At 69.7% G+C, this 23,523-nt stretch carries 19 protein-coding genes; 7 read left to right on the top strand and 12 right to left on the bottom strand.

All coding sequences use genetic code 11. The features are described 5' to 3' along the window. Positions 1-19: 19 nt before the first annotated feature. Both VES41_RS24030 and VES41_RS24035 read right to left on the bottom strand, forming a co-directional pair. On the bottom strand, positions 20-1,453 hold the full coding sequence (locus tag VES41_RS24030) for a sigma-54 dependent transcriptional regulator (protein ID WP_324822414.1): 1,434 nt from the start codon (positions 1,451-1,453) through the stop codon (positions 20-22). Between the two features lie 14 nt (positions 1,454-1,467). Continuing rightward, a complete protein-coding gene (locus VES41_RS24035) occupies positions 1,468-2,844 on the bottom strand; it encodes an acetate kinase (protein WP_324822417.1) in 1,377 nt (458 codons plus the stop codon). A 679-nt stretch (positions 2,845-3,523) separates the two neighbouring features. Between VES41_RS24035 and VES41_RS24040 the strand changes: the two genes are divergently transcribed. From VES41_RS24040 to VES41_RS24055, 4 genes are all read left to right on the top strand, one after another. Beyond that, entirely contained in the window at positions 3,524-4,831 is a 1,308-nt protein-coding gene (locus tag VES41_RS24040; RefSeq protein WP_324822420.1) for a hypothetical protein, read from the top strand. 110 nt (positions 4,832-4,941) lie between these two features. Beyond that, entirely contained in the window at positions 4,942-5,292 is a 351-nt protein-coding gene (locus VES41_RS24045) for a hypothetical protein (RefSeq protein ID WP_324822423.1), read from the top strand. Positions 5,293-5,302: 10 nt separating this feature from the next. Then, entirely contained in the window at positions 5,303-5,983 is a 681-nt protein-coding gene (locus VES41_RS24050; RefSeq protein ID WP_324822426.1) for a C39 family peptidase, read from the top strand. Then, complete coding sequence (locus VES41_RS24055) at positions 5,983-6,492, top strand: hypothetical protein (protein ID WP_324822430.1); 510 nt, start codon at positions 5,983-5,985, stop codon at positions 6,490-6,492. Before VES41_RS24050 ends, VES41_RS24055 begins: the two co-directional genes overlap by 1 nt. Before the next feature lie 29 nt (positions 6,493-6,521). Here VES41_RS24055 and VES41_RS24060 read toward each other — a convergent pair whose 3' ends face one another. Continuing rightward, the gene (locus VES41_RS24060; RefSeq protein ID WP_324822433.1) at positions 6,522-7,286 is read right to left on the bottom strand and encodes an HAD-IA family hydrolase; all 765 of its coding nucleotides are present in this window, start codon (positions 7,284-7,286) and stop codon (positions 6,522-6,524) included. A gap of 15 nt (positions 7,287-7,301) precedes the next feature. Between VES41_RS24060 and hemH the strand changes: the two genes are divergently transcribed. Next, complete coding sequence (gene hemH, locus VES41_RS24065) at positions 7,302-8,351, top strand: ferrochelatase (protein WP_324822436.1); 1,050 nt, start codon at positions 7,302-7,304, stop codon at positions 8,349-8,351. 3 nt (positions 8,352-8,354) lie between these two features. Here the strand turns inward: hemH and VES41_RS24070 are convergent, their stop codons facing one another. The 9 genes from VES41_RS24070 to putA all read right to left on the bottom strand — a co-directional run bounded on the left by VES41_RS24070 (position 8,355) and on the right by putA (position 20,347). After that, entirely contained in the window at positions 8,355-8,864 is a 510-nt protein-coding gene (locus VES41_RS24070) for a DUF1993 domain-containing protein (protein WP_324822439.1), read from the bottom strand. A gap of 39 nt (positions 8,865-8,903) precedes the next feature. After that, positions 8,904-9,791 carry an alpha/beta fold hydrolase gene (locus tag VES41_RS24075; RefSeq protein ID WP_324822442.1) on the bottom strand — a complete coding sequence of 296 codons (888 nt, stop codon included), beginning with the start codon at positions 9,789-9,791 and terminating at the stop codon, positions 8,904-8,906. After that, positions 9,788-10,897, bottom strand: a complete 1,110-nt coding sequence (locus VES41_RS24080) for a branched-chain amino acid ABC transporter permease (RefSeq protein ID WP_324822446.1) — start codon at positions 10,895-10,897, stop codon at positions 9,788-9,790. Before VES41_RS24080 ends, VES41_RS24075 begins: the two co-directional genes overlap by 4 nt. Positions 10,898-10,911: 14 nt before the next feature. Continuing rightward, on the bottom strand, positions 10,912-11,892 hold the full coding sequence (locus VES41_RS24085) for a branched-chain amino acid ABC transporter permease (RefSeq protein ID WP_324822450.1): 981 nt from the start codon (positions 11,890-11,892) through the stop codon (positions 10,912-10,914). 53 nt (positions 11,893-11,945) lie between these two features. Beyond that, a complete protein-coding gene (locus VES41_RS24090; protein WP_324822453.1) occupies positions 11,946-12,671 on the bottom strand; it encodes an ABC transporter ATP-binding protein in 726 nt (241 codons plus the stop codon). Next, positions 12,668-13,498: an ABC transporter ATP-binding protein gene (locus VES41_RS24095; RefSeq protein WP_324822456.1), complete on the bottom strand. Its 831-nt coding sequence runs from the start codon at positions 13,496-13,498 to the stop codon at positions 12,668-12,670. The genes VES41_RS24090 and VES41_RS24095 overlap by 4 nt, the downstream gene beginning before the upstream one ends. Before the next feature lie 62 nt (positions 13,499-13,560). Further along, a complete protein-coding gene (locus tag VES41_RS24100; protein ID WP_324822459.1) occupies positions 13,561-14,766 on the bottom strand; it encodes a substrate-binding domain-containing protein in 1,206 nt (401 codons plus the stop codon). A gap of 165 nt (positions 14,767-14,931) precedes the next feature. Beyond that, on the bottom strand, positions 14,932-16,455 hold the full coding sequence (locus tag VES41_RS24105) for a sigma-54 interaction domain-containing protein (protein ID WP_324822462.1): 1,524 nt from the start codon (positions 16,453-16,455) through the stop codon (positions 14,932-14,934). Between the two features lie 70 nt (positions 16,456-16,525). After that, positions 16,526-20,347: a trifunctional transcriptional regulator/proline dehydrogenase/L-glutamate gamma-semialdehyde dehydrogenase gene (putA, locus tag VES41_RS24110; protein WP_324822465.1), complete on the bottom strand. Its 3,822-nt coding sequence runs from the start codon at positions 20,345-20,347 to the stop codon at positions 16,526-16,528. 399 nt (positions 20,348-20,746) lie between these two features. Here putA and VES41_RS24115 point away from each other — a divergent pair, with 399 nt between their 5' ends. Together VES41_RS24115 and VES41_RS24120 are read left to right on the top strand one after the other, a co-directional pair. Then, positions 20,747-22,258 carry an efflux transporter outer membrane subunit gene (locus VES41_RS24115; RefSeq protein WP_324822468.1) on the top strand — a complete coding sequence of 504 codons (1,512 nt, stop codon included), beginning with the start codon at positions 20,747-20,749 and terminating at the stop codon, positions 22,256-22,258. Beyond that, positions 22,255-23,511 carry an efflux RND transporter periplasmic adaptor subunit gene (locus VES41_RS24120; protein WP_324822470.1) on the top strand — a complete coding sequence of 419 codons (1,257 nt, stop codon included), beginning with the start codon at positions 22,255-22,257 and terminating at the stop codon, positions 23,509-23,511. The genes VES41_RS24115 and VES41_RS24120 overlap by 4 nt, the downstream gene beginning before the upstream one ends. Positions 23,512-23,523: the final 12 nt, after the last annotated feature.

Genomic DNA, 23,523 nt, shown 5'->3' on the forward strand with positions numbered 1-23,523 from the left:
AGAAGTTTTTGCCTGCGCGCTATCGGACGGCGCCGAGGCCGCCCATGTCCTCGCGCGTGCGGATGGGCGCCATGCCGCCGCGCGCCCCCCAGCCCGCGGCGGACGCGCCGCGCGGCAGTTCGTCGAGGACGATGCCGTGCTTGTCCATGAGGCGGTAGAGCGTCATGCGCGAGACGCCAAGCTCTCGGGCGGCGTGCGTGACGTTGTGGCTCATCCGATGCAGGGTGTGGCAGATCACGTCCCGTTCGGCGGCGGTGCGCGCCACGTTGAGCGCCACGCCCATTGCGCCCTGCACGGTCGGCAGGCCGAGGTCGTCCGGCGAGATCAGCCGCCGCTCGGTCATGACCAGCGCCCGCTGCACCCGGTTGAACAACTCGCGCACGTTGCCCGGCCAGGTGTGGGCCTGCATCGCCTCGAAGGACTGGCGCGAGAAGCCGCGCGCACGGCTGCGGCCGGCGGTGGCGCAGCGGTCGAAGAAGTGCTGCGCCAGCACCGGTACGTCCTCCATGCGCTTGCGCAGCGGCTGCACCTCGATCGACAGCACGTTCAGGCGATAGAACAGGTCCTCGCGGAACCGCCCGACCGCGACCGCCTCCGCCAGGTCGACGTGCGATGCGGCGACCACCCGCGCGTCCACCTTGACGTGCCTTACGGCGCCCACGCGGGCGATGGTCTTTTCCTGCAGGAAGCGCAGCAGGTTCGTCTGCAGGTCCAGCGGCAGGTCGCCGATCTCGTCCAGGAACAGTGTGCCGCCATGCGCCGCCTCGATAAGGCCGCGGCGCTCCGACGATGCGCCGGTGAAAGCGCCGCGTTCGTGACCGAACAGTTCCGAGTGGATGAGCGTGGGAGCGATGGCGCCGCAGTTGACCACCACGAACGGACCTGCCGCCCGCTGCGAGCATTGGTGAATGGCACGCGCCGCCAGTTCCTTGCCGCTGCCGCTCTCGCCGCCGATGAGGACCGGGGCCTCGGTGCTGGCGACCTTGCGGATGGCGGCGCGCAGTCGGGCGATCACCAGCCCCTGTCCCACCATGCCGAGCGCATCATGGCCATGCCGCTCGTCCCGGCGCAGGCGGTGCAGCAAGGCGCGCTCTCGCGCGTGGCGCAGCCGGATGGACAGTTCGGGGCCATCGGCCGGCATCAGCTGATGGTCGAAGAAGCTGTCTAGCACCAGGTCGCGAAAGGCCGGCTCCTGCAGCGCCTGGGGCTCGCACAGCGCGACCCATTCGGTGCCGGGGCCGGTGTCGAGCAGGCTTTCGACAGCCGCATGCGTCAGCGCCGGCTCCGCACCGGCCACCAGCAAGGCCACCGGGAAGTCGCCGTGGGCCTGCATGCGCTGCGCCGCCTGCACGTTGCGCGCGTGGCTGACGGCCCAGCCCTGCGCGACCAGCTGCGCGGCAATGCCGGTGGCGTCGCCATCGAGCGTGAGGCACAGGACGTCGGGGGGGTGCATGGCGCGCGGCGGTCTCAGAAGGTCATCGGCACGCGCAGCGTGAGGGTCAGATCGGGCGTGTCGCGCGTCAGGCCAGCCCCTACCGATACGTTCACGTTGGTCCGGTCGCTCATGCGGAACGAGTAGCCCAGCAGCAGCGAGGCCAGTTGCGTGCGCACCGAGCCGCGCACCGTCTCGTCGTTCTGCTTGGTCGGGCCGATCGAGTACAGCTCGACGCCGATCGAGAACGACGAGCGCTCGTTGATCGACAGGCCCATGCCGAAGTTCATGCCCCAGACGTCGCCCGGCTTGATGGAGCCGAGCATTTCGGACTCGCCGTTCTGCAGCATGCGCGAGACGTTGTCGCGCCCGACGTTGTAGGTGTAGCTGATGCCGCCGAAGAACACGGCCGGATCGCTCGGATACAGGAACGTCAGGCTGGGCTGCCACGAATAGAAGCCCGAGCCGGTCGGCGCCTCCAGCGGCAGGCCGGTTCCGGTGGTGTTGCCCAGGCAGCGGGTGACGCAGTCCGTGGGCACTTCGAACGGGTCCTTGCCGGTGCGCGACTTGAAGCGCAGGCCGCCGACCAGGTAGGGCCAGTTCTCGCGCGCGCTGAACAGCTGGTAGCGCATTGCCAGCTCGACGTCGCCGATGCCGTTGCCCTTGGTGTCGAACACGTTGTCGACCGCCGCGCCGGTGAACACCTCCCGGCTGACCGTCGAGTCGGAGCGGATCACGTAGGGCAGCTTCGCTTCCAGCTCCATCTTGTTGGTCACGCCCCAGCGTCCGGTCAGGGCCGGCACCATCATGTTGCGCTTGACCTCGCGCACGTCGATCAGGCCGATGAGGATGGCCGGTATGACGGTGTAGCCCACCAGCGCCACCCGGTCGTTCGACGAATAGCTGTACTGGAACGACGGCTCCAGCGCGAACCGGCCGCGCGGCGTGAGGATGCTGGGCTCGTCGAAGATCTGCGCCATCGGCGGCGCCACCTCCTGCTTGGCCGGCGCGACGCCGACGCGCACCGGCCGCTCGGCGCCGGCATCGGGCGCGGCTGCCGCGGCCCCCGTCGTCGTCCCACTGGCCGCCGCGGGCGCAGCCGCCGCTGCAGCGCCGGCCGTTGCCGCCGCCGCCTCCGCAGTGCCCGGCGCACGCACCGTCGGCTTGCGCGCCTCCTGCGCCGCATTGGCCTTCTGCTGCATCTCCCGGTAGCGCGCCTCCTGGTCGGCCAGTTGTCGCTGCAGCGCCTCGATCTGGCGGCCCTGAGCTTCCAGCGCCTGCTGCAGCGCATCGACACGCTTGGCAGTCGGCACCGCATTGCGGCCGCTTTGCGCCAGAGCCGGCATGGAAGCAGCGGCCAGCGACGCACCCAGTGCGAGCGCGCGCCAGCCGCCCGAATTCTGTTCTTGCATGAGCCCTCACCGCCAGTTCGATCTTGTCGGGGGCAGCGTATGCCTTTGCGTATGGTGACGGAAGACTCAATTTGCAAACAAAGGTAAACAACTTCCTACACAACGGCGCGGTGTCACGGAAATGTGGCGGTTGCATTCGCGCGTCGGGCGACGTGCAGTCGCACAGTGCACGTGCGGTCGGCCGCGAAGCGTCATCTTCCGAGGGGAGTGCATGCCGTCTCCGAGCTGTGACAGTCACAGCGCTGCAACACCTCGCACGCGAGCCGTGCCGCGCCCCCTGCAAACGTCTCCCCGGGAGCATTGCCAGGGGAGCGTTTCCCTATGCGGCGTACTGGTGATGTGACACCTTGCGTCCGCAAAACCGCACCTCCATCCGATTGCGTGCATGGCGCAGCGTCCGTGCACCGTCCCGCAAGCCGCATGGCGCCTCGAAAGCGAAGTAAATGAACACACAAGTACTACCCGCTGGCCCCGAAGTTGCAATGAGCCGCGCTCGATTTGCGTGCATCGCAGATCGAGCACTTCTCTGTTCATCAATCAACCTGGAGCCTTCATGAAAAAGACACTGTTAGCGTCAGCCCTCGCCATGGCCTTCGGGGTCACAGGTGTGGCACATGCCACTGCCAATGACCAGACAAGTGGCGACGGCGGAACGAATACCTCGACCGACACGACGACGGTGACCGTGTCCCCCACCATCACGGTGACCAAGACGCCGACCACCACCAATACCGCGACCGACAGCGGTGACGCCAATGCCAATGCCGCGCGCTCGGCTGCGCTGAACAACGGCTCGACCGGCACCTTCAGCAATGCGTTCAACACCACCAGCGTGGCGGCGATCAGCAGGCTCGAAGGCACGGTGACCGGCAACACCATCGGCGGCCTGGGCAACAACGCCTACAACTACGGCTCGGCGGCCGGTGGGCGTGGCTTGGGCGGTACCGGCGGCAATGGCGCCGGCGGGACGGCGTCGGGCAGCGGCGCCGGCGGCAATGGCGCTGTCGGGCGCGGCGCGACGGGCGCCGTCAGCGGTGATGCCAGCAACGGCGATGCCACCAACGGCGGTGCCGAGAACGGCAGCGCGACGGCCGGGAACGGCGGTCGCGGCGCCGGCGGCAACTCCAACGGCAGCGGCGACGGCGCCTCGGCTACGGCCAACGGCGCGCGCGGCGGTCGCGCCAGCAGCGCCGGCAACGGCGGCAGCGGTGGTGAGGGCGGCGGCGCAGCCGGTGCGCGTGGCGGCGGCGCAGGCGGCGGTGGCGACACCGGCAGCGCCTCTGCCGGCAGCGGCGGAGCCGGCGGCTCGGCGGGCTATGCCCGTGGCGGCGGCGGCGGCGATACCGGCAATGCCAATGGCGGCCGGCGCAACGGTGGCGCGGGCGGCACCAATACCGCGGGCGCCGGTGGCGCGGGCGGCAGCAACACCGGCGGGGCCGGTGCGGCAGGCGGTACGGGCGGCACGAACACCGCAGGCGCCGGCGGCACGGGCGGTGCGGGCGGCACGAACACCGCAGGCGCCGGCGCGGCCGGCGGTGCGGGCGGAACCGGCGGGGCGGGTGGCGCGGGCGGCGCAGGTGGCACGGCCACCGGTGGCGCAGGCGGCACGCACACCGCGGCCGCAGGCACCGGCGGTGCGGGCGGCTCGGCGACCAACGGCAGCGCCACCAACGGCAGCGCCAGCAACGGCAGCAACACCACCGGCGACGGCGGTGCGGGCGGCGACGGCACCGGCGGCGCCGGCGGCAACGGCAACGGCGGGACCAACAGCGCCCAGGGCGGCACCGGTGGCGCTGGCAACGGCGGCATGGGCGGCGGCGGCGGCACCGTGACGGTGGACGCAGGCACGTTCAACATGTCCAACACCATGACCAGCGTCGGCCAGTCGGCCGCCGGCGTCATGCTGGCCAGCCAGAACAGCGGCATGGCCTCGTTGGTGCAGCAGAGCGTGAACGTCCAGGCCAACCTGACGGTCGGCGGACCCTGAGCGGGGACGGTAGTTCCGAGCAGCGCCGTGCGCGTCGCGCCCTCCGGAGTGCGGCACGCGCGGCGCGTGAGCCGCCACACGCTGGCGGCCTTCCTGCAGGAGTCGATGTCATGACACCACGCCTTTGCGTTGCCAGCGCCTGTTTCATGTTCGCAGCCACCGGCCTCGGGCCGGCACTCGCGCAGACGGCGGACTCCGGTCCGCTCGCCGACGCGAGCCTGTTCGCCCATCCGGTCGGCGAGGAAGCCCTCAATGCGTACCGCGGCGGTGCGCAGGTGCACAGCGACATGGTGCTGGCCGGCACGACGGCGGAAAACTCGGCACGCAACGTCTCCACCGGTTCCAATGCCATCGACGGCGGCTCGTTCCAGAACATGAGCGGGCTGCCGGTGGTGATCCAGAACTCCGGGGCGAACGTGCTGATCCAGAACGCCGTGATCCTCAATGTGCAGATGAACTGAAGGCCGCGCGATGCAACGCCTACTGCTCTGCACCTGCCTGCTGGCGGCGGCCTTGCCGGCCGTCGCGCAGCAAGCCTACATTCCCGGACTCGGCGGCGGCGACTTCGTGCTGCCGATATCGAGCATGAAGCAGGCCCGCAGCCGCACCACGCTGATCCAGAAGTACGACTTCAGTTGCGGCTCCGCCGCCGTGGCGACGCTGCTGACGCACCACTACGGCGTGCCGGTCACCGAGGAAACCGTATTCCAGGAGATGTACACCCGCGGCGACCAGGCCAAGATCCACCGCGAGGGCTTCTCGCTGCTGGACATGAAGCGGTTCCTGGAGGCGCGCGGCTTCCAGGCCGACGGCTTCGAGCTGCCGCTGGACAAGCTCAACGAAGCGCGCGTGCCGGCCATCGTGCTCATCAACGAAGGCGGGTATTTCCACTTCGTCGTCGTCAAGGGCCTGCAGGGGCAGCGCGTGCTGCTGGGCGACCCGGCGCGCGGCACCCGCGTGATGGCCAGGAAGGACTTCGAGGCGATCTGGCAGCAGCGCCTGCTGTTCGTGATCCACAACCGCATGGATCAGGCGCGCTTCAATGTCGCCTCCGAATGGCGACTGATACCGCGCGCACCGCTGTCGGACGCGATCGACCGCAGCGCCATGAGCGACTTCACCTTGCCCAAGATGGGCCCCGGGGACTTCTGATGCGCCGTCGCATCGCGCTCCCGTTCCTCGCCGCCGCGATCGGCGCGTGCGGCCTGACGCCGGCCAGCGCCGAGCCGGCGCTGCAGCGGCATGAAGAAATCTGGATGGCGGTGAGCGACAACACGCTCGACTCGCAGCGCGGCGGCTTCGACATCGGGGCCGGCCTGCTGGTCAGCTTCGGCATCTCTCGCGCGGCCTACATCAATGGCGCGCTGGTCACGCAGACCACCCTCAACCTCGGCCAGCTGGACAAGATCACGCCGCTGCAGGCGGCCGAGCTGAGCCGACAGATGAGCACGCTCAACCTGGTCCAGAACGGGCCCGGCAACAGCGTGGCGGGCCCGCTCGGGCCGCTGGGCGGCACGGTGATCCAGAACACCCTGAACGACCAGTACATCGCCAACCACACCGTCATCAATGCCGACACCAACAGCATGAGCATGATGAAGGACATCAACACGGCCCGCACCATCACGGATGGCATCGCGCGGGCGGTGGGCGGCCGCTGAGCCAAGGGCCGCGTCGCCGGCGGGGCGGCTCAGCCCGGCGCGGGGTTGGCGCCCAGCGCCACGCACAGTGCGTGCAGGTCGTGCACGATCAGGTGCGGCCGCTGCGCGAATTCCCACGGCCGACCATCGCGCACCAGCCATGCGGCCTGCATGCCTGCATCCAGCGCGCCCACCACGTCCAGCGCGGCATCGTCACCGACGTGCAGCACGTCGCCCGGCGCCAGGCCCAGCAGGTCCGCCGCCGCCTGGAAGATCGGCGCGTGCGGCTTGCCCTGGCCGAACTCGCGCGCGCTGATCGCGCCCTTGAACCAGCTGCCGACGCCGGCCAGATGGATGTCCGCATTGCCGTTTGACAGCGCCACCAGAGCAAACCGGTCGGACAGCCATTGCAGCGAAGGCAACACGTCCTCGTACAGCGTCACGCGCTGGCGCTCGGCGAAGAAGGCCTCGAATGCCGGCTGGGCCAGTTGCGGATCTTCGCCGGCGCGTGAGAGCGCCACGCGGATCGATTCGCGCCGCAGCGCGCTCATGTCGTGGCCCAACTCGGGGTGCGCGGCGTCCACGGCCTGCCGGATCTCGCGCAGCACGCCGGGCGTGAGCAGCAGCTCTGCGGTGCGGGGTGCCTCGCGCGCGAGCCATCCATGCAGCACTTTCTCGGCGCGCTCGATGGTGGGCCAGATCGGCCACAGGGTGTCGTCCAGGTCGAGCGTGAGGGCACGCACGCGGCGGGCGTCGAATGCGGCGTCGGCGGCCGGGGCCGCTGGCGCGCCGGCCGGAAGGAAGGGCGAAGGCATGCAGGAGAATATCGCATGGCCTTCCGCCCCGAACCGCCCCCCGTCCCCCCCTCGCCTTCCCCGGCCCCCTCGTCGGGCACGGCCGTGCTGTGGTGCAACCTCGGGTCGCCCGACGCCCCCACCGCCCAAGCGGTTCGGCCTTACCTGGCGCAGTTCCTGTCGGACCCGCGCGTCGTCGAGCTGCCCGCCGCGCTGTGGCGGCCGATCCTGCACGGCGTCGTGCTGCGTACCCGCCCGGCCCGGTCGGCCGCCAAGTACGCCAAGGTCTGGCTGCCGGAAGGCTCGCCGCTGAAGGTGTGGAGCGCGCGGCAGGCGACGCTGCTGCACGGCCGGCTCGGCGCAGACGGGCACGCGGTACAGGTGCGCGAGGCCATGCGCTACGGCCAGCCCGCCATCGGCCATCAAATGGATGCGTTCAAGAACGAAGGCATCCGGCGCATGCTGGTGCTGCCGGCGTATCCGCAGTACTCCGGCACCACCACCGCCAGCGTGGTCGATGCCGTCAACGACTGGTGCCGCACGATCCGCCGGTTGCCCGAGCTGCGCTTCGTGGCCGACTACCACGACGACCCCGGCTACATCGAGGCCCTGGCCGCGACCGTGCAGCGCCATTGGCAGGCCAACGGCCGCGCCGGTGTCCTGCTGATGAGCTTTCACGGGGTGCCCGAACGCACCGCGAAGCTGGGCGACCCCTACGCCGAGCAATGCCTGGCAACGGCGCGGCTGCTGGCAGCGCGGCTGCAGCTGACCGACGCGCAGTGGCGGTTGAGCTTCCAGTCGCGCTTCGGCAAGGCCCGTTGGCTGGAGCCCTCGACCGACGCCGTGCTTCGGGAACTCGGCGCAAGTGGCGGCACCATCGACGTCATGTGCCCGGGCTTCACCAGCGATTGCCTCGAGACGCTGGAAGAGATCGCGATCGAGGGCCGCGAAACCTTCCAGTCCGCGGGCGGACGCGAGTTCCGCTACATCCCCTGCCTGAACGACGACCCGGCCTGGATCTCGGCACTCGCCGCGATCGCGCAGCGCCATCTGGCGGGCTGGCCCACGACGGCAACCCCTGGCTGACGCTCAGGCCAACGGGCCGATGTAGTCGAGCTTGCCCACCGGCACGCCCTGGTGGCGCAGGATGTCGTAGGCCGTCGTGACGTGGAAGAAGAAGTTCGGGATGCCGAACTGCAGCAGATAGTGCTGGCCGCTGAATCTCACCTGGTGGCCAGGCATCTTCATCTCGACCACGCGCTCGCCGCTGCCCTTGAAGGCGTCCGGGTCCACGCCGGCGATGAAATCGCGCGTCTTGGCGCAACGGCCCAACAGGTCGTCGAAGCTGGCTTCGTCATCCGCCATGGCCGGCGCCGCCAGGCCGGTGAGCCGCGCGACGCTCGCCTTGGCGGTGTCGCTCGCGCGTTGCACCTGGTTGGCCAGGGTGAACATGTCCGGCGCCAGGCGGGCCTGCACCAGCGTGGATGGATCGATCCCGGCCGCCTCGGCGTGCGCCGCGCCCTTGCGCAACACGTGGGCCAGCTGGTCGAGGCCGCGCAGGAACAGCGGGACCGAGGCTTCATACATCGACAGGGCCATGCACCGTCTCCTGGAATCGGCTGATGAAAGTGCGGATTGTCAGGCCTGGCGCGGCTTTGCGCTGGCGGCAATGAAAGCGGCCACCGCATCGAGCTGCGCGGGCACGTTGAGGGCCGGCGCATGGCCGCAGTCGGGCACCTCGATGACCCGCAGCGTTCCGCGCGCGCCGGGGCCCCGCGCGCGCATGCGCTCGATCGTCTCTGGCAGCACCAGGTCCGACTGCGCACCGCGCAGACACAGCACCGGCACGTCGATGGCATCGTAGTGCGGCCAGATGAGGTAGTCGTCCGGATGGGCGGTGAACTGCCGCGCCATGGCGGGGTCGTAGTGCGGCGTCACGCGGCCGTCGGCCAGCCGGCGCGTGGAAGTCTCGGCCAGCCGCCGCCACTGCGCGTCGCTGAGCCAACCGTACGGCGCATAGACCTGGCGGAAAAAGGCTTCGAGCTCCGTGACCGCATCGAACGCCGGCGGATGGCCCGCATAGGCGCGGATGCGCTCGATCGCCGGCGCGGCGAGCTCGGGCGCGTTGTCGTTGAGCACCAGGCTGGCAATGCGCGCCTTCATGCGCGGATGCGCCAGTCCCGAGGCGCACACGGTGCCGATCGCGCCGCCCATCGACGTGCCGACCCAATGCACCTCGTCCAGCGCAAGCTGCTTGCACAGATCGTCCGCGATGCGGGCATAGAACGCGAGCTGGTAGTGCGAATCGGGGTCGCGGGCCCATTGGCTGAGCCCGCGGCCGATGGTGTCCGGGCAGATCACGCGGTAGCCGCGGCGCGCCAGGTCGACGGCCAGTTCGTCCATATCGCGTCCGGTGCGCGCCAGCCCGTGCCAGGCGATGACGTTGCCCGCCGTCCCGCCGGAGCCCCATTCGACATAGTGGATCTCGTGGTCTGCGCAGCGCAGGTAGTGGGATGTCGGTGTCATGACGTGCCTCGGGCCGCGGCGGCGGACGACGGATTGGCCGCGTGCGCGGCACGCGCCGCACGCAGCTTGCCCACCACGCCGGTGGGGAAGAAGTAGACCGAGAGCACGAACAGCAGGCCGAGCCACAGCAGCCAGCGGTCCGGCGACAGGACGGCGGCCAGCCAGGGCCAGCCGGCGACCTGCTCGCTCGCCAGCCGCAGCAGGTCCTGCAGATAGCTCTGTGCGATGACGAACACCGCCGAGCCGATCACCGCGCCGTAGATGGTGCCCATGCCGCCGATCACCACGATCAGCAGCACGTCCACCATGATCTCGAACGACAGCGACGTGTCCGGCCCGTTGTAGCGCAGCCAGATCGCCAGCATGCACCCGGCCAGCGTGGCGAACAGCGCCGACAGCATCGAAGCAACGGTGCGGTACACCACCACCCGGTAGCCGATCGCCTCGGCCCGGAATTCGTTCTCGCGGATCGCCTGCAGCACCCGGCCGAAGGGCGAGTTGACGATGCGCAGCAGTGCCAGCACCAGCGCCGCCGCCACCACGAAGAGCAGGTAGTAGCACAGCAGGCGCCCATCGAGCGACGCGCCCATGAAGGGATCTTCCGAGAACTCGAAACTCGGCGAGATGATCGCGGGCAGCTTGAAGGACAGGCCATCCTCCCCGCCGGTGAACACCGACAGCTGCGAGGCCAGCGTCTGGAACGCCGCGGCCACCGCCAACGTGATCATGGCGAAGAAGATCGCCCGCACCCGCAGCGAGAACAGCCCGATGGCCAGCGACAACACCAGCGACAGCGCCAGCGCGCCGGCGATGCCCACGCCGACGGCCGTCCAGGTCGGCCCCAGGCGCGTCGAGGCGATGGCGATGCCGTAGGCCCCGATGCCGAAGAACATCGTGTGCGCGAAGCTCACGATGCCGGTGTAGCCCAGCAGCAGGTCGAAGCCGGCCACCAGCACGATGAAGACCAGAATCTTGGCCGCCACGTTCAGCGCCTTGACGCCGGGGAAGGCGAAAGGCGCCAGCGCCAGGGCCAGCACGATGGCCACCAGGATCACCGCCAGCACGCGGCTGCGCGGCAGGTCGTGGGATAGGAGTCTGCCCAGCATGTGTGCCCTTCCCTTCAGCGGTTGACCACGGGGAAGACGCCCTGCGGCCGCCACAGCAGCACCGCCACCATCAAGGCGATGGTCGAGAACGGCGTCGCCACGGGCAGGAGGAAACCCACGTAGTTGTTCATCAGGCCGACCAGCAGCGCGCCGATCAATGCGCCGCCGGTCGAGCCCAGTCCGCCGATGATGATCACGATGAAGATCAGCACGTTGACCTGCGCGCCCATCTGCGGGATGAGGTTCTGCTGGAACAGGCCCCACATCGTGCCGCCCAGGCCGGCCAGCGCGCTGCCGGCGACGAACACGCCGATGAACAGCAGGCCGATGCGGTAGCCCAGCGCCTCGACCATCTCGCGGTCCTGCACGCCGGCGCGGATCAACAGCCCGATCTTGGTGCGCGCCAGCGTCCAGGCCAGCAGGGCGAACACCGCCAGGCCCACCACCATGGCCAGCAGGCGGTACCTGGAGATGGCCGCGTCCATCACGAAGATCGAGCCGCGCAGCGCCTCGGGCAGCGGCAGCGGCAGCTGCGCCGGCCCCCAGATCACCTTGATGAGCTCCTCGCCGATGATCATGCCGCCCATGGTGATCAGGATCTGCTTGAGATGCTGGCCATAGACCGGGCGCACGATCAGGCGCTCGAATGCGAGGCCCACGGCGCCGGCGACCAGCATCGCCACCAGCATGGCCGGAAACACCGCCATCAGGTTCAGCAGGAGCGAGGACGAGCCCGACCAGTCGCCCATCATCGCCAGCACGCTGCTGGCCACGAAAGCGCCCAGCGCGATGAACACGCCATGGCCAAAGTTGAGCACGTCCATCAGTCCGAACACCAGCGTCAGGCCCGAGGCGATGATGAAGATGATCATGCCCATGGCCAGCCCCGCGACCGTGAGCGTCAGCCAGATGGAGAAGGAGCCGGTCAGTGGCAGCGCAACCAGCGCAAGCACGGGGGCGAGCAGCAGGGGCTTCCAGTCGATGTCACGGGTCATGCGTTGTCCTGGGGCGGCCGCCGCGGCGCCCGCGCTGGAAGTGGCGGGCGCGTTCACAGCGCCAGCCCCAGCAGTCGCTGCTGCAACTGCGTGTCTTCGGAGAATTCGGCCATGCGGCCGGCGTGCGCCACGCGGCCGTTGTCCATCACCGCCACGGTGTCGCCCAGGCGCTGCGCGAAACTGAGGTTCTGTTCCACCAGCAGGATGGTCACGCCCCTGGCCTTGAGTTCGCCGAACGCGTCGATCATGTTGTTGATGATGGCCGGCGCCAGGCCCTTGCTGGGCTCGTCGATGATGAGCAGCTCGCGCGGCTCGACGATCGCGCGCGAGACCGCCAGCATCTGCTTCTGCCCGCCCGAGAGCTTGCCGGCCGGGTGGTTCCAGAACTTCTGCACCGCCGGAAAGAGCTGGAATATCCATTGCAGCCGCTGCTCGTCCATGTCCCGCGCATGGCGTGCGCCGCGCGCGGCCAGCAGCATGTTCTCCCTGACCGTGAGGTCGGAGAAGATGCCCATGTTCTCCGGCACGTAGGCAATGCCGAGCTCGGCGATCTGCGGCGTGCGCAGCGCGGCGATGTCGCGACCGCCGAAGCGAACGGCCCCCTGCGAAGCGCGCCACAACCCCATGATCGTGCGCAGCGTGGTGGTCTTGCCGGCTCCGTTGCGCCCCAGCAGCATCGTCAGCTGCCCGCGCGGCACCGCCAGGTCGACCCCGTGGAGGATGTGATAGGCCCCGATGTGCGTGTGCACGCCGTCCAGTTCAAGCAAGGCCTTGCTCATGCGTCCTCTCCCGTTTCGCGGCGGCGGCCAGGCCCGGCGTCGAGGTGCGACCCGTCATGCGCCGAGGCGTCCTGCGCGCTCACGCCGAGGTAAGCCTCCTGGACGATCGGCGAGGCGATCACCGCGGCCGGTTCGCCGTCGGCCACCAGGGTGCCGTTGTGCAGCACGATGATGCGGTCGGCCAGTTCCCTGACCACGTCCATCTTGTGCTCCACCAGCAGGATGGTCTTGCTGCGGTCCTGCTTGAGCTGGCGGATCAGGTCCAGGATGACCGGTGCCTCGGCCGCGTTCATTCCCGCCGTCGGCTCGTCGAACATGAACACCTTGGGTTCCAGCGCGATCAGCAGCGCCACCTCCAGCTTGCGCTGGTCGCCGTGCGGCAGGCTGGCGACCGTGTCGTGCTGGCGCGCCTGCAGCGACACCTGGGCGAGGATCTGGTCCGCGCGCGTGCGCAGGCCCTGGTGATCGCTCCAGATGCTCCACAGGTTGAGCCCGCGCCGGTGTGCACCTTCGCGCGTGGCCTGCACGGCCAGCCGCACGTTCTCCAGCACCGTCAAGTGCGGAAACAGGTTGGTCAGCTGGAATGCGCGCCCCAAGCCGGCGCGCGTGCGCGCCGAAGGCGGCAGCGCCGACAGCGCCCGGCCGTCCAGCGACACCGATCCGGCGCTCGCCTTGAGCTGCCCCGAGATCAGGTTGAAGTAGGTCGTCTTGCCGGCCCCGTTGGGCCCCACGATGGCCGTCAGCGTGCCCGGCGCGAAAGCGCAGGACACGGCATTGACCGCCACGTGTCCGCCGAAGCGGATCGTCAGATCTTTGGTTTCAAGCATGAACGTCCCGCACCCCCGAACGGCTGCGGGGAATGAAGTGCGCGAGAGACCGGCGTCGCGCGTCAGCGCGTGTTGCGCACCGGAATCTGCATTTCCTCGGGCTTGATCTCATGCACCAGCTCGGGCACGCCCCAGGCGAATGCCGGGTCGACCTTGATCTTGAAGTGGTACATGCTCTGCATGGCCTGGTGGTCTTCCTTGCGGAAGGTCATCTTGCCCTTGGGCGAATCGAAACTCATGCCCTCCATGGTCGAGATCAGCTTGCTGGCCTTCGCGTCGCCCTCGGTCTTCTTGAGTGCGGTCACGATGGCCATGGCCGCGGTGAACCCGCCGGCGGTGAAGAAATCGGGCGGCGCCTTGAATTCCTTGTAGTGCGCCGCGACCATCGCCTCGTTGACCGGATTCTTCGGAATGCCGAAGTAATAGTAGGTGGCCCCTTCCATGCCGGGGAAGCGCTTGTACGCGGCCATGGCCGGCAGGATGTTGCCGCCCGAGCCGACCTCGATGCCGTAGCGCGTCTTCAGGTCGGCATCGGCCAGCGCATTGAAGGGCGTGGTGGCACCGGCCCACACCACGGCAATGATCTTGCGGCCGGGCTTGTCCTTCAGGGCATCCACCATGCGGGCAATGCCGGCGGTGAAGTCGGTGGTGGCCGGCGGCAGGTATTCCTCGTGGACGATCTTCGCCTTCTTGAGCGCATCCTTGAAGGCCTTCACGCCATCGCGACCGAAGGCGTAGTCCTGTGCCAGCATGACGATGGAGGTGCCCTCCTTGTCGACCGCCACCGCATTGCTGATGGCGTCCTGGCTGGAGTTGCGGCCCGTGCGGAAGATGTACTTGTTCCACTTGTCGCCAGTGATCGAGTCGGCCACCGCAGGTTCGACCAGCAGGATCTTCTTGTACTCCTCGGCCACCGGCAGCAGCGCCAGCGCCACGCCGGACGAGGTGGGGCCTACGGCCAGGTCTGCCTTGTCGTCTGAATAGGCGGCCGCCAGCAAAGACTTGCCCAGGTCAGGCTTGCCCTGGTCGTCTTTCTCGATCACCACGATCTTCTTGCCCGCCACTGTCATCGTGCCACCGGTGGCGTATTGCAGCCCCATCATCAGGCCGGTCTGGGTCTGCTTGCCGTAGGCCTCGAGAGGGCCGGTCTTGCTGTAGACGTGGGCAATTCGGATCTCGCCCGGCTCGGCCTGGGCCGGGAGCGCCAGGACTGAAGCGGCGATGGCGCCGGCCATGGTGGCGGCGATGACGAGTGAACGACGTTGCATTTGCTTTGTCTCCTGAAATGCGATGACGAAACGGTGACCAAATATTGCACAGTCCGTGCCAAGGCGGCGGAGCACGCATTCCCTAGCGATCTCCCTCGACCAGCCCATTCAAGAGACAAACTTCAAACAGTTTGATTGCCAATGATTCAGACACCCGACTGAATTTCAGACAGGGTTTTCCAGACGCTGATAGAGCGTGGCCCGCGAGATGCGCAGCAGGCGCGACGTCGCGAGCTTGTTGCCGCCGGTCGCCGCCATGGCGGCGCCGATGGCGCGCCGCTCCAGTTCGGCGATCTGGTCTTCGAGCGGACGCAGCAGGAGCGCCTGCGCCTCTTGCGCGCTGGCGGCCGCGTCCGCGGGCGGCAGCGCCGCCTCGATTCGCTCCACGCCGCACTCGCGCATGATGCGTTCGAGCTGCGCCGCATCGATGCGCTGCGAATCGCTGCGCATGGCCATCTGCTCGAGCACGTTGCGCAACTCCCGGATGTTGCCGCGCCAGCGCTGCGCCGCCAGCAGCGCCAGTGCGTCGGGCATCAGCTCGGGCGGCGCCTCGCCGCTGCGCAACGCCATGTCCTCGCCCAGCACCTCTACCAGCGCCGGAATGTCGGCACGCCGCTCCCGAAGCGGCGGCACCTTCAGGGGCAGCACGTTGAGGCGGTAGTAGAGGTCTTCTCGAAAGCGCCCTTCGCGCACCAGCGCCGCCAGGTCGCGCGACGTGGCGGCGATCACGCGCGCGTCGAACGGCACCAGCTTGTTCGAGCCGAGCGGCTCGATCTCGCCCTCCTGCAGGGCGCGCAGCAGCTTCGCCTGCAAGCCCGGGGGCATGTCGCCGATTTCGTCCAGGAACAGGGTGCCGCCGTCCGCCAGCTTGAATTTGCCGGTGCGGCCCTTGCGATCGGCGCCGGTGTAGGCGCCCGGCGCGACACCGAAGAACTCGGCCTCCAGCAGCGTGTCCGGCACCGCCGCGATGTTGACGCTGACGAACGACCCCTGGGCGCGCGCCGAAGCGGCGTGAATCGCATGCGCGAGCAGCTCCTTGCCCGTGCCCGTCTCGCCCAGCAGCAGGACGGGGCTGGCCGTCTGCGCTGCGCGCCGCGCATGGCGCTTGACTTCCACCGCCGCCGGGCTGCTGCCCACGAAGCTCGCAAAGGTGTACTTGGACCGGCGCTGGCCGTCGGCGGCGTGGCGCAGCAGCGGGTTGGCGCGCTGGCTGGCCAGTTCGCGCCGGGCGTCCTCCAGGTCGCGCTGCAGGCGCGCAAACTTGTCGATCAGCGGGGCCAGCGTGGTCTGCGGCTGGTCGAACAGCACGATGCCGATGGCGCCGATCACCGCCGGGCGTGCGCCGCGTTCGCGCGCGCCTTCCTCGTGCAGCGGAATGCGGCTGACGACGAAGGTGCCGGCCTTGTTGGTCAGCAGGTCGATCAGCACCGGCTCGCCGCTGTCGAGCACCTGGCGCATGAGGGTGTTGGGAATCACCTCTTCGACCCTGTGGCCGACGAAGTCCTCGGGCGAGGCGATGTCAAGCGCCGGCAGGAATCGCTTGTAGCCCTCGTTCATCCAGACGATGCGCCCCTCGCGGTCGACCAGGAACATGCCCTGGCTCATGCTGGAGAAGAGCTGGAACATCGAGCGCGCCGCCAGCGACAGGATGCCGTCGGCGTCGAGCGGAAGCGCGGGAGTCTCTGACATGGGCGCCCATTCTAAGAATCGCGCAGGTCGGGCCGGCGGCGCAGGCGGCCGGCCCGGGCACCCTGGCAATTCAGCCGATGCTCATGAGCGAGGCATTTCCGCCAGCGGCCGCGGTGTTGGTGCTGACGCTGCGCTCGGCCACCAACCGCTCGCGCAGGTAGCGCCCGCGGCCGCTCTCGATGTCGCCCCCGGCAAGCCCCTGCACCGGCACGATCGGGCCGTTGCGCGCGGCCACGCGCTGATGCAGGGCGCGCAGGGCGTCGGGGTCGCCTTCGAACAGGACGGCGTCGAACCGCGCCTCCTCGAGCGCGCCCTCGTCCACGAAACCGCAGGCGGCGCGCTCGGCCTCGGGCAGCGCCGCGACGAATTCGCGCGCGGCCGGCGCCTCCACCCAGAGCGCGCGGTTGCCCAGCGGCCGCAGCGCCTCCCACTGCGCCTGTGCGCCGCTCCGGCTGGCGGCCATGCACAGCACCGTGCCGCGCGGCACCACGCTGTAGGCGTTGCGCTCGCCGGTCGGGCCCGGCAGCGTGATCGATTCGTTCGTCTGCAGGGCCACTTCCGGCCCCTGCGCCAGCAGGCGGTGCAGATACAGCGGGCCGCCCGCCTTCGGGCCGGTTCCGGACAATCCTTCGCCGCCGAACGGCTGCACGCCGACGACTGCGCCGACGACGTTGCGGTTGATGTAGACATTGCCCGCATGCACGCGCGAGACGACCTGCGCGATCGTCTCGTCGATGCGCGTGTGCAGGCCGAACGTCAGCCCGTAGCCGGTGTCGTTGATGGCATCGATCAGTGCCGGCAGGCCGCCGCGCGCGTAGCGCAGCACGTGCAGCACCGGCCCGAAGACCTCGCGTTCGAGTTGGCCGGGGTTGTCGATCTCGATCAGCGTCGGCGCCACGAAGCTGCCCTGGACGCAGGCGGCCGGCAGCGGCAGGCGCTCGACCTTGCAGCCGGCCGCCTGCATGACCGCCACGTGCTGTTCGATGACATCGCGGGCCGGTTCGTCGATCACCGGGCCGACGTCGACGGACAGGCGATCGGGGTTGCCCACCGCCAGTTCGCGCAGCGCGCCGCGCAGCATGGCCAGCATGCGGTCGGCCACCTCTTCCTGCACGCAAAGCAGGCGCAGCGCGGAGCAGCGCTGGCCGGCCGAATCGAAGGCGGACTGCAGCACGTCGAGCACCACCTGCTCGGCCAGCGCGGACGAATCCACCACCATGGCGTTCTGCCCCCCGGTCTCGGCAATCAGCGGGATGGTGTGGCCGGCTTCGTCCAGCCGCGTCGCGAGCGTGCGGGCGATCAGGCGTGCCACCTCGGTCGAACCGGTGAACATGACGCCGCGAACCCGCGCATCGGCCACCAGCGGCGCCCCCACCGTCTCGCCCTGCCCGGGCAGCAATTGCACGGCGCCGGGGGGCACGCCCGACTCGTGCAGCAGTTCGACCATGCGGGCGGCAATCAGCGGCGTCTGCTCGGCGGGCTTGGCCAGCACCACGTTGCCGGCAGCCAGCGCCGCAGCCACCTGGCCGGTGAAGATGGCCAGGGGGAAGTTCCAGGGACTGATGCAGGTCACCGGGCCGAGCGGACGGCTGGCGGCGTCGGCGAGTTCGTCGCGCGCCTGCGCCGCGTAGTAGCGCAGGAAGTCCACCGCCTCGCGCACCTCGGCGATGGCGTTGCTCAGCGTCTTGCCGGCTTCGCGCACGATCAGGCCGAGCAACGGCTGCATCTGCGACTCCAGCGCATGCGCGGCGCGCTCGAGGCATTGCGCCCGCTGCTGCACCGGGGTCGATTGCCAGATCGGCGCCTCGGCCGCGGCGGCGGCCAGCGCAAGCGCGACCTCCTCGGCACTCGCCTCGATCACGTGGCCGACGAGGTCGCGGCGGTCGGCGGGATTGCGCACCGGCTGCGCGCGGGCCTCGTCCCAGGCCACGCCGGTGGGCGCCGCACGCCACGGCTGGCTGGTGCCCGCGAGCAGGGCGGCGGCCAGCGACGCCAGGCGCTGCTCGTTGGTCAGGTCCAGCCCCTGCGAATTGCCGCGGCCGCGGCCTTCGGCGTCGCGGTAGAGGTCGACCGGAAGCGCGATGCGTTCGTGTGGCGCACCCAGCGGCTCGATGCGCTCGGCCAGCGCCACCGGATCGGCGATCAATGCATCGATGGGCACCTTCGGGTCGGCGATCTGGTTGACGAACGAGGTGTTGGCACCGTTCTCCAGCAGCCGCCGGACCAGGTAGGCCAGCAGGGTCTCGTGCGTGCCCACCGGCGCGTAGACGCGGCATGGCCGTGCCAGCTTCCCCTCGGCCACCGGCCCGACGACTTCCTCGTACAGCGGCTCGCCCATGCCGTGCAGGCATTGGAACTCGTACTGCCCGGGGTAGTAGTTGTTGCCCGCCATCTGGTGGATCGCTGCCAGCGAATACGCGTTGTGGGTGGCGAACTGCGGGTAGACCTGCTGCGGCGCGGCCAAGAGCCGACGCGCGCAGGCGAGGTACGACACATCGGTGTGCACCTTGCGGGTGAAGACGGGGTAGTCCTCCAGCCCGTCCACCTGGGCACGCTTGATCTCGCTGTCCCAGTAGGCGCCCTTGACCAGGCGCACCATCAGGCGGCGGCCGCTGCGCTCGGCCAGCTCGATCAGGTGGTCGATCACGAAAGGGCAGCGCTTCTGGTAGGCCTGCACGACGAAGCCGATGCCGTTCCAGCCCTGCAGCTCGGCGTCGAAGCACAGCGCCTCCAGCAGGCCAAGCGACAACTCGAGCCGGTCGGCCTCCTCGGCGTCGATGTTCAGGCCGATGTCATAGCGGCGCGCCAGCAGCGCCAGTTCGCGCACGCGCGGCAGCAGCTCCGCCATGACACGTTCCTGCTGCGCCCGCGCATAGCGTGGATGCAGCGCCGACAGCTTGATGGAGATGCCGGGCCCTTCATAGATGCCGCGGCCCGCGCTGGCGCGGCCGATGGCATGGATCGCCTGCTCGTACAGCGAGTAGTAATGCCGGGCATCTTCGGCCGTGGTGGCCGCCTCGCCCAGCATGTCGTAGGAGTAGCGGAAGCCCTTCGCCTCGAACTTGCGGCTGTTGGCCAGCGCGTCCGAGATGCTCTCTCCGGTGACGAACTGTTCGCCCATGAGCCGCATGGCCATGTCCACGCCCTTGCGGATCAGCGGCTCGCCGCCCTTGCCGATGAGCCGCGACAGGGCGGTCCCGAGGGACTTCTCGCTGCTGGTGCCCACCAGCCGGCCGGTCAGCAGCAGGCCCCAGGTCGCGGCGTTGACGAACATGGACCGCGAATGGCCCACGTGCGACTGCCAGTCGCCCTGGCTGATCTTGTCGCGAATCAGCGCGTCGCGCGTGGCGCGATCGGGAATGCGCAGCAGCGCCTCGGCCAGGCACATCAGGGCGACACCCTCGTGGCTGGACAGGGAGAATTCCTGCAGCAATCCTTCGACACCCCCGCTGGCGCGCTTGTCGCGCAGCGCGCCGACCAGCTTGCGCGCCAGCTCGGCAGCCCCCTTGGCCTGCACCGGCGTCAGCCGCGCCTGCGCCAGCAGCGCCGGCAGGCATTCGGTCTCCGGCCGCCGGTAGGCAGCGGTGATCGCCGCGCGCCGAACCGACTGCGGAGCGATCGACTGCGCAAACTCCAGGAAAGGTTGCACCTGAGCGGACGCCTCGAAGATCTGGGTGGCACCTTCGAGGTGCGCCATGCCGTCCAAGGCCGTTCCGAGCTCGCCCGCGCCGAGGATGCGGCCGGGCACCATGCCGCCTTCGACCCGCTCGATGGCGCCCACCACCGCTTGCTTGATGAACCAGTGCGGGGTTCGTCCCAGCGCGTCCGCGGCGCTGCGAAGGCGCGCCCGAAACTCCTCGTCCACCTTGATTCCCAGCGTCGTCAAGCTCATTTGTGGTTTCCTCCCGTTTGCTGAAGCCGGCGGCGACTATAGCCATGGCATCAGTTTCGGCGCATAAGGTGCAACCCTAAGCGGGATAAAGGTGCAACCTTTGTGCAATTGGCATGCCAACCGCTCCGCGCAGGCTTGGGCAACCGCTTTCAGGCCAGCACAAATTGCAGCGCTGACGCGCCCGCGCGACGAATCGGCATCCGGCGGTGTAGGACGCGGCTGTATCTGCGACGCCATGTCAAGGAATGGCGCTAAGTGCCGGAGGCGACTTGCTATGCTCGCCTGCTCTTTCGCGTGCGCCGCTGGCACCGGCAAGCGCGCAATGCCCACGCCGGCCGCCGCCGATCGGCGCAGGCCGTCGCCGCAACCCCTTCGCCACGAGCCCGACCCATCGACACCATGAGGAATGGAAGCCTCCTAACGCCTTGCCTTGGCGCCCTGCTGCTGCTGGCAGGCTGCGTCTCCCGGCCACCGGACAAGGCCCCCGATCCGACGCCCGCGCAATGGCATGTGCCGCTGCCGCACGACGGAGCCGTGACACTGATGGCCGAATGGTGGAAGCGGCTCGACGACCCGCTGCTGGTCGACCTGATCAGTGCCGCCCAGGCCGAGAGCCCGGACATCGCAAGCGCCGCCGCGCGCATCTCCGAGGCCTCCGCCGACCGCGTGGCCGCCGGCGCCGCGATGATCCCGAACCTCAACGGCAACCTCCAGGCCCAGCGCGGCAACACCTTGTCCGCGGCCGCACCCAACCAGCCGGTCATGCCGATCACCACGTTGCAGGGGTCGCTGGCGTCGAGCTGGGAGATCGACCTGTTCGGCGGCCTCGCCGCCAGCCGGGACGCGGCGCAGGCCAGCCTCGAGGGCGCGCAGGCGCGCTGGCACGCGGCGCGCGTGTCGGTCGCTGCCGAGACTGCCAACAACTATTTCGACGAGCGCGCGTGCCAGGGACAGCTGCAGGTCCAGATTTCCGACACGCGCTCGCGAAATGAAACCGCGCGGCTGACCGACCTGGCCGCCAAGGCCGGCTTCCAGGCTCCGGCGGATGCCGCGCGCGCCCGCGCCACGGCCGCAGACGGCAACGCCCGCCTTGTGCAGCAGCGCACCCAGTGCGCGCTGTACCGCAAGGCACTGGTGGCGCTCACGGGGATGGATGCGGCAGCGCTCGATGCCCGGCTCGACGCCGCGGCACTGACGCCGCCGCCGCTCGAGGCGGTGGCGGTAGGGCCGGTGCCCGCGCAGGTGCTGGCGCAGCGACCCGACGTCTTTGCCGCCGAGCGCGCCGTCGCCTCGGCCAGCGCCTCTGCCGGCGCAGCGCTGGCCAAGCGCTTCCCGCGGCTGACGCTGCAGGGCAACATCGGCGTCATGCAGTTCCGCATGAGCGGCTTCCAGCAGACGCTGGACACCTGGACGATCGGGCCGCTCGCGCTGGACATCCCCATCTTCGACGCCGGTACCCGGGCGGCCAATGTCGAGGCCGCGCGCGCACGCTATGACGAGTCGGTGGCGCAATACCGATCGACGGTGCGGCAGGCGGTGCGCGAGGTCGAGTCCGCCCTGCTCTCGCTGCAGAGCAGCCACGACCGCTATGCCGACGCGGACGATGCGGTGCGCTACTCCCAGCGTTCGTTTGCCGCCACGCAGGCCCGATTCGACAGCGGGCTGGCCAGCCTGTTCGAGCTGGAAGACGCACGCCGCCAGCTGTTCGTGGCGCAAACCACCCTGGTGGGCCTGCAACGCGACCGCGCCGAAGCGTTCGTGACCCTCTACCGCGCGATGGGCGGCGGCTGGCAGCGGCCGGGCAGCGAAGTCCAGCCCACCACCGTGTCCTCCGCCACACCCGCCGTCGCACCGGCCCAGCCTGCGACCGCTCCTTCGCCCAACGTGCCCACCGCCCCTGCCCGACCATGAGCACCACCCGCCGCTTTCACATCAGACCTGTCGTCCTCGTCATCGTCCTGGCCGTTCTGGCCGCGGCCGTGGCCCTCTTCCTGCTGCGCAAGCCGCAAGCACCCGGCGACGGCGCCCCTGGCAAGGCCGACGGCCAGAAGGCCGCCTCGCAACAGCGCCCCGCGCTCACCGTATCGGTCGCCCCGCCCGAGGACGCCGAGCTGACCATCACCCTGCCGGCCAACGGCAACATCGCCGCGTGGCAGGAAGCCAGCATCGGCTCCGAATCCAGCGGCCTGCGGCTGTCCGAAGTGCGGGTGAACGTGGGCGACCGCGTGCGCAAGGGCCAGGTGCTGGCCACCTTCGCGCCCGAATCCGTCAATGCCGACCTGGCCCAGGCCAAGGCCTCGCTGGTGGAGGCGCAAGCCACTGCCGCCGATGCGGCCGCCACGGCCAAGCGCGCGCGCACCCTGGATGCCACGGGCGCGCTGAGCCAGCAGCAGATCAACCAGTACCTGACGTCGGAGCAGACGGCCAAGGCCCGCGTCGAGGCGGCCAAGGCGGCGCTGGTCGCGCAGCAAGTGCGCGTGGGCAATACCCGCGTGCTGGCGCCCGACGATGGCGTCATTTCCGCGCGCACTGCCACCGTGGGCAGCGTCGTCCAGGCCGGCACCGAGCTGTTCCGCCTGATCCGCCAGGGCCGGCTGGAGTGGCGCGCCGAGGTCACGGCAAGCGAGCTCGGGCGCCTGAACGTGGGCACGCCGGCGGTGGTGACCGGCGCCAGCGGCGCGCAGGCGCGCGGCACCGTGCGCAGCGTGGCGCCGACGGTCGATCCGCAGACACGCAACGCGCTGGTGTACGTCGACCTGCCCGGGCTGTTGCAGGCCGACGCGGCGCCGGCGTCGCTCAAGGCCGGCATGTTCGCCAGCGGCGTGTTCGAGCTTGGACGTAGCCGCGCTGTAACGGTCCCACAGCAATCCATCGTGCCGCGCGACGGGTTCAACAATGTGCTGGTGCTGCAGCCCGACCAGCGCGTGCGCCTGCTCAAGGTCGAGACCGGGCGGCGCGTGGGCGACCGCGTCGAGGTGACCACGCCGCTGCCGGCCGGCGCGCAAGTGGTGGTGCAAGGCGCCGGCTTCCTGAACGACGGCGACCTGGTGCGCGTGGTCGAGCCGACGGCCTCCGCGCCGGCCGCCGCCGCGGGGAGCACGCCACCTGCCGCTCCACAGGCGCCGGCGAAGCCCGCCGCCGCACCGGCCGCCAAGAGCAACTGAGCGCGTCCCCGC

It is taken from the genome of Variovorax sp. (assembly GCF_035634955.1).
Lineage (GTDB): Bacteria > Pseudomonadota > Gammaproteobacteria > Burkholderiales > Burkholderiaceae_C > Variovorax.

Excerpts from the sequence above, each read along its gene's own strand:
- VES41_RS24030 (WP_324822414.1), bottom strand. The coding sequence starts at position 1,453 with ATGCACCCCCCCGACGTCCTGTGCCTCACGCTCGATGGCGACGCCACC.
- VES41_RS24035 (WP_324822417.1), bottom strand. The coding sequence starts at position 2,844 with ATGCAAGAACAGAATTCGGGCGGCTGGCGCGCGCTCGCACTGGGTGCG.
- VES41_RS24045 (WP_324822423.1), top strand. The coding sequence starts at position 4,942 with ATGACACCACGCCTTTGCGTTGCCAGCGCCTGTTTCATGTTCGCAGCC.
- VES41_RS24050 (WP_324822426.1), top strand. The coding sequence starts at position 5,303 with ATGCAACGCCTACTGCTCTGCACCTGCCTGCTGGCGGCGGCCTTGCCG.
- VES41_RS24055 (WP_324822430.1), top strand. The coding sequence starts at position 5,983 with ATGCGCCGTCGCATCGCGCTCCCGTTCCTCGCCGCCGCGATCGGCGCG.
- VES41_RS24060 (WP_324822433.1), bottom strand. The coding sequence starts at position 7,286 with ATGCCTTCGCCCTTCCTTCCGGCCGGCGCGCCAGCGGCCCCGGCCGCC.
- hemH (WP_324822436.1), top strand. The coding sequence starts at position 7,302 with ATGGCCTTCCGCCCCGAACCGCCCCCCGTCCCCCCCTCGCCTTCCCCG.
- VES41_RS24070 (WP_324822439.1), bottom strand. The coding sequence starts at position 8,864 with ATGGCCCTGTCGATGTATGAAGCCTCGGTCCCGCTGTTCCTGCGCGGC.
- VES41_RS24075 (WP_324822442.1), bottom strand. The coding sequence starts at position 9,791 with ATGACACCGACATCCCACTACCTGCGCTGCGCAGACCACGAGATCCAC.
- VES41_RS24080 (WP_324822446.1), bottom strand. The coding sequence starts at position 10,897 with ATGCTGGGCAGACTCCTATCCCACGACCTGCCGCGCAGCCGCGTGCTG.
- VES41_RS24085 (WP_324822450.1), bottom strand. The coding sequence starts at position 11,892 with ATGACCCGTGACATCGACTGGAAGCCCCTGCTGCTCGCCCCCGTGCTT.
- VES41_RS24090 (WP_324822453.1), bottom strand. The coding sequence starts at position 12,671 with ATGAGCAAGGCCTTGCTTGAACTGGACGGCGTGCACACGCACATCGGG.
- VES41_RS24095 (WP_324822456.1), bottom strand. The coding sequence starts at position 13,498 with ATGCTTGAAACCAAAGATCTGACGATCCGCTTCGGCGGACACGTGGCG.
- VES41_RS24100 (WP_324822459.1), bottom strand. The coding sequence starts at position 14,766 with ATGCAACGTCGTTCACTCGTCATCGCCGCCACCATGGCCGGCGCCATC.
- VES41_RS24105 (WP_324822462.1), bottom strand. The coding sequence starts at position 16,455 with ATGTCAGAGACTCCCGCGCTTCCGCTCGACGCCGACGGCATCCTGTCG.
- putA (WP_324822465.1), bottom strand. The coding sequence starts at position 20,347 with ATGAGCTTGACGACGCTGGGAATCAAGGTGGACGAGGAGTTTCGGGCG.
- VES41_RS24115 (WP_324822468.1), top strand. The coding sequence starts at position 20,747 with ATGAGGAATGGAAGCCTCCTAACGCCTTGCCTTGGCGCCCTGCTGCTG.
- VES41_RS24120 (WP_324822470.1), top strand. The coding sequence starts at position 22,255 with ATGAGCACCACCCGCCGCTTTCACATCAGACCTGTCGTCCTCGTCATC.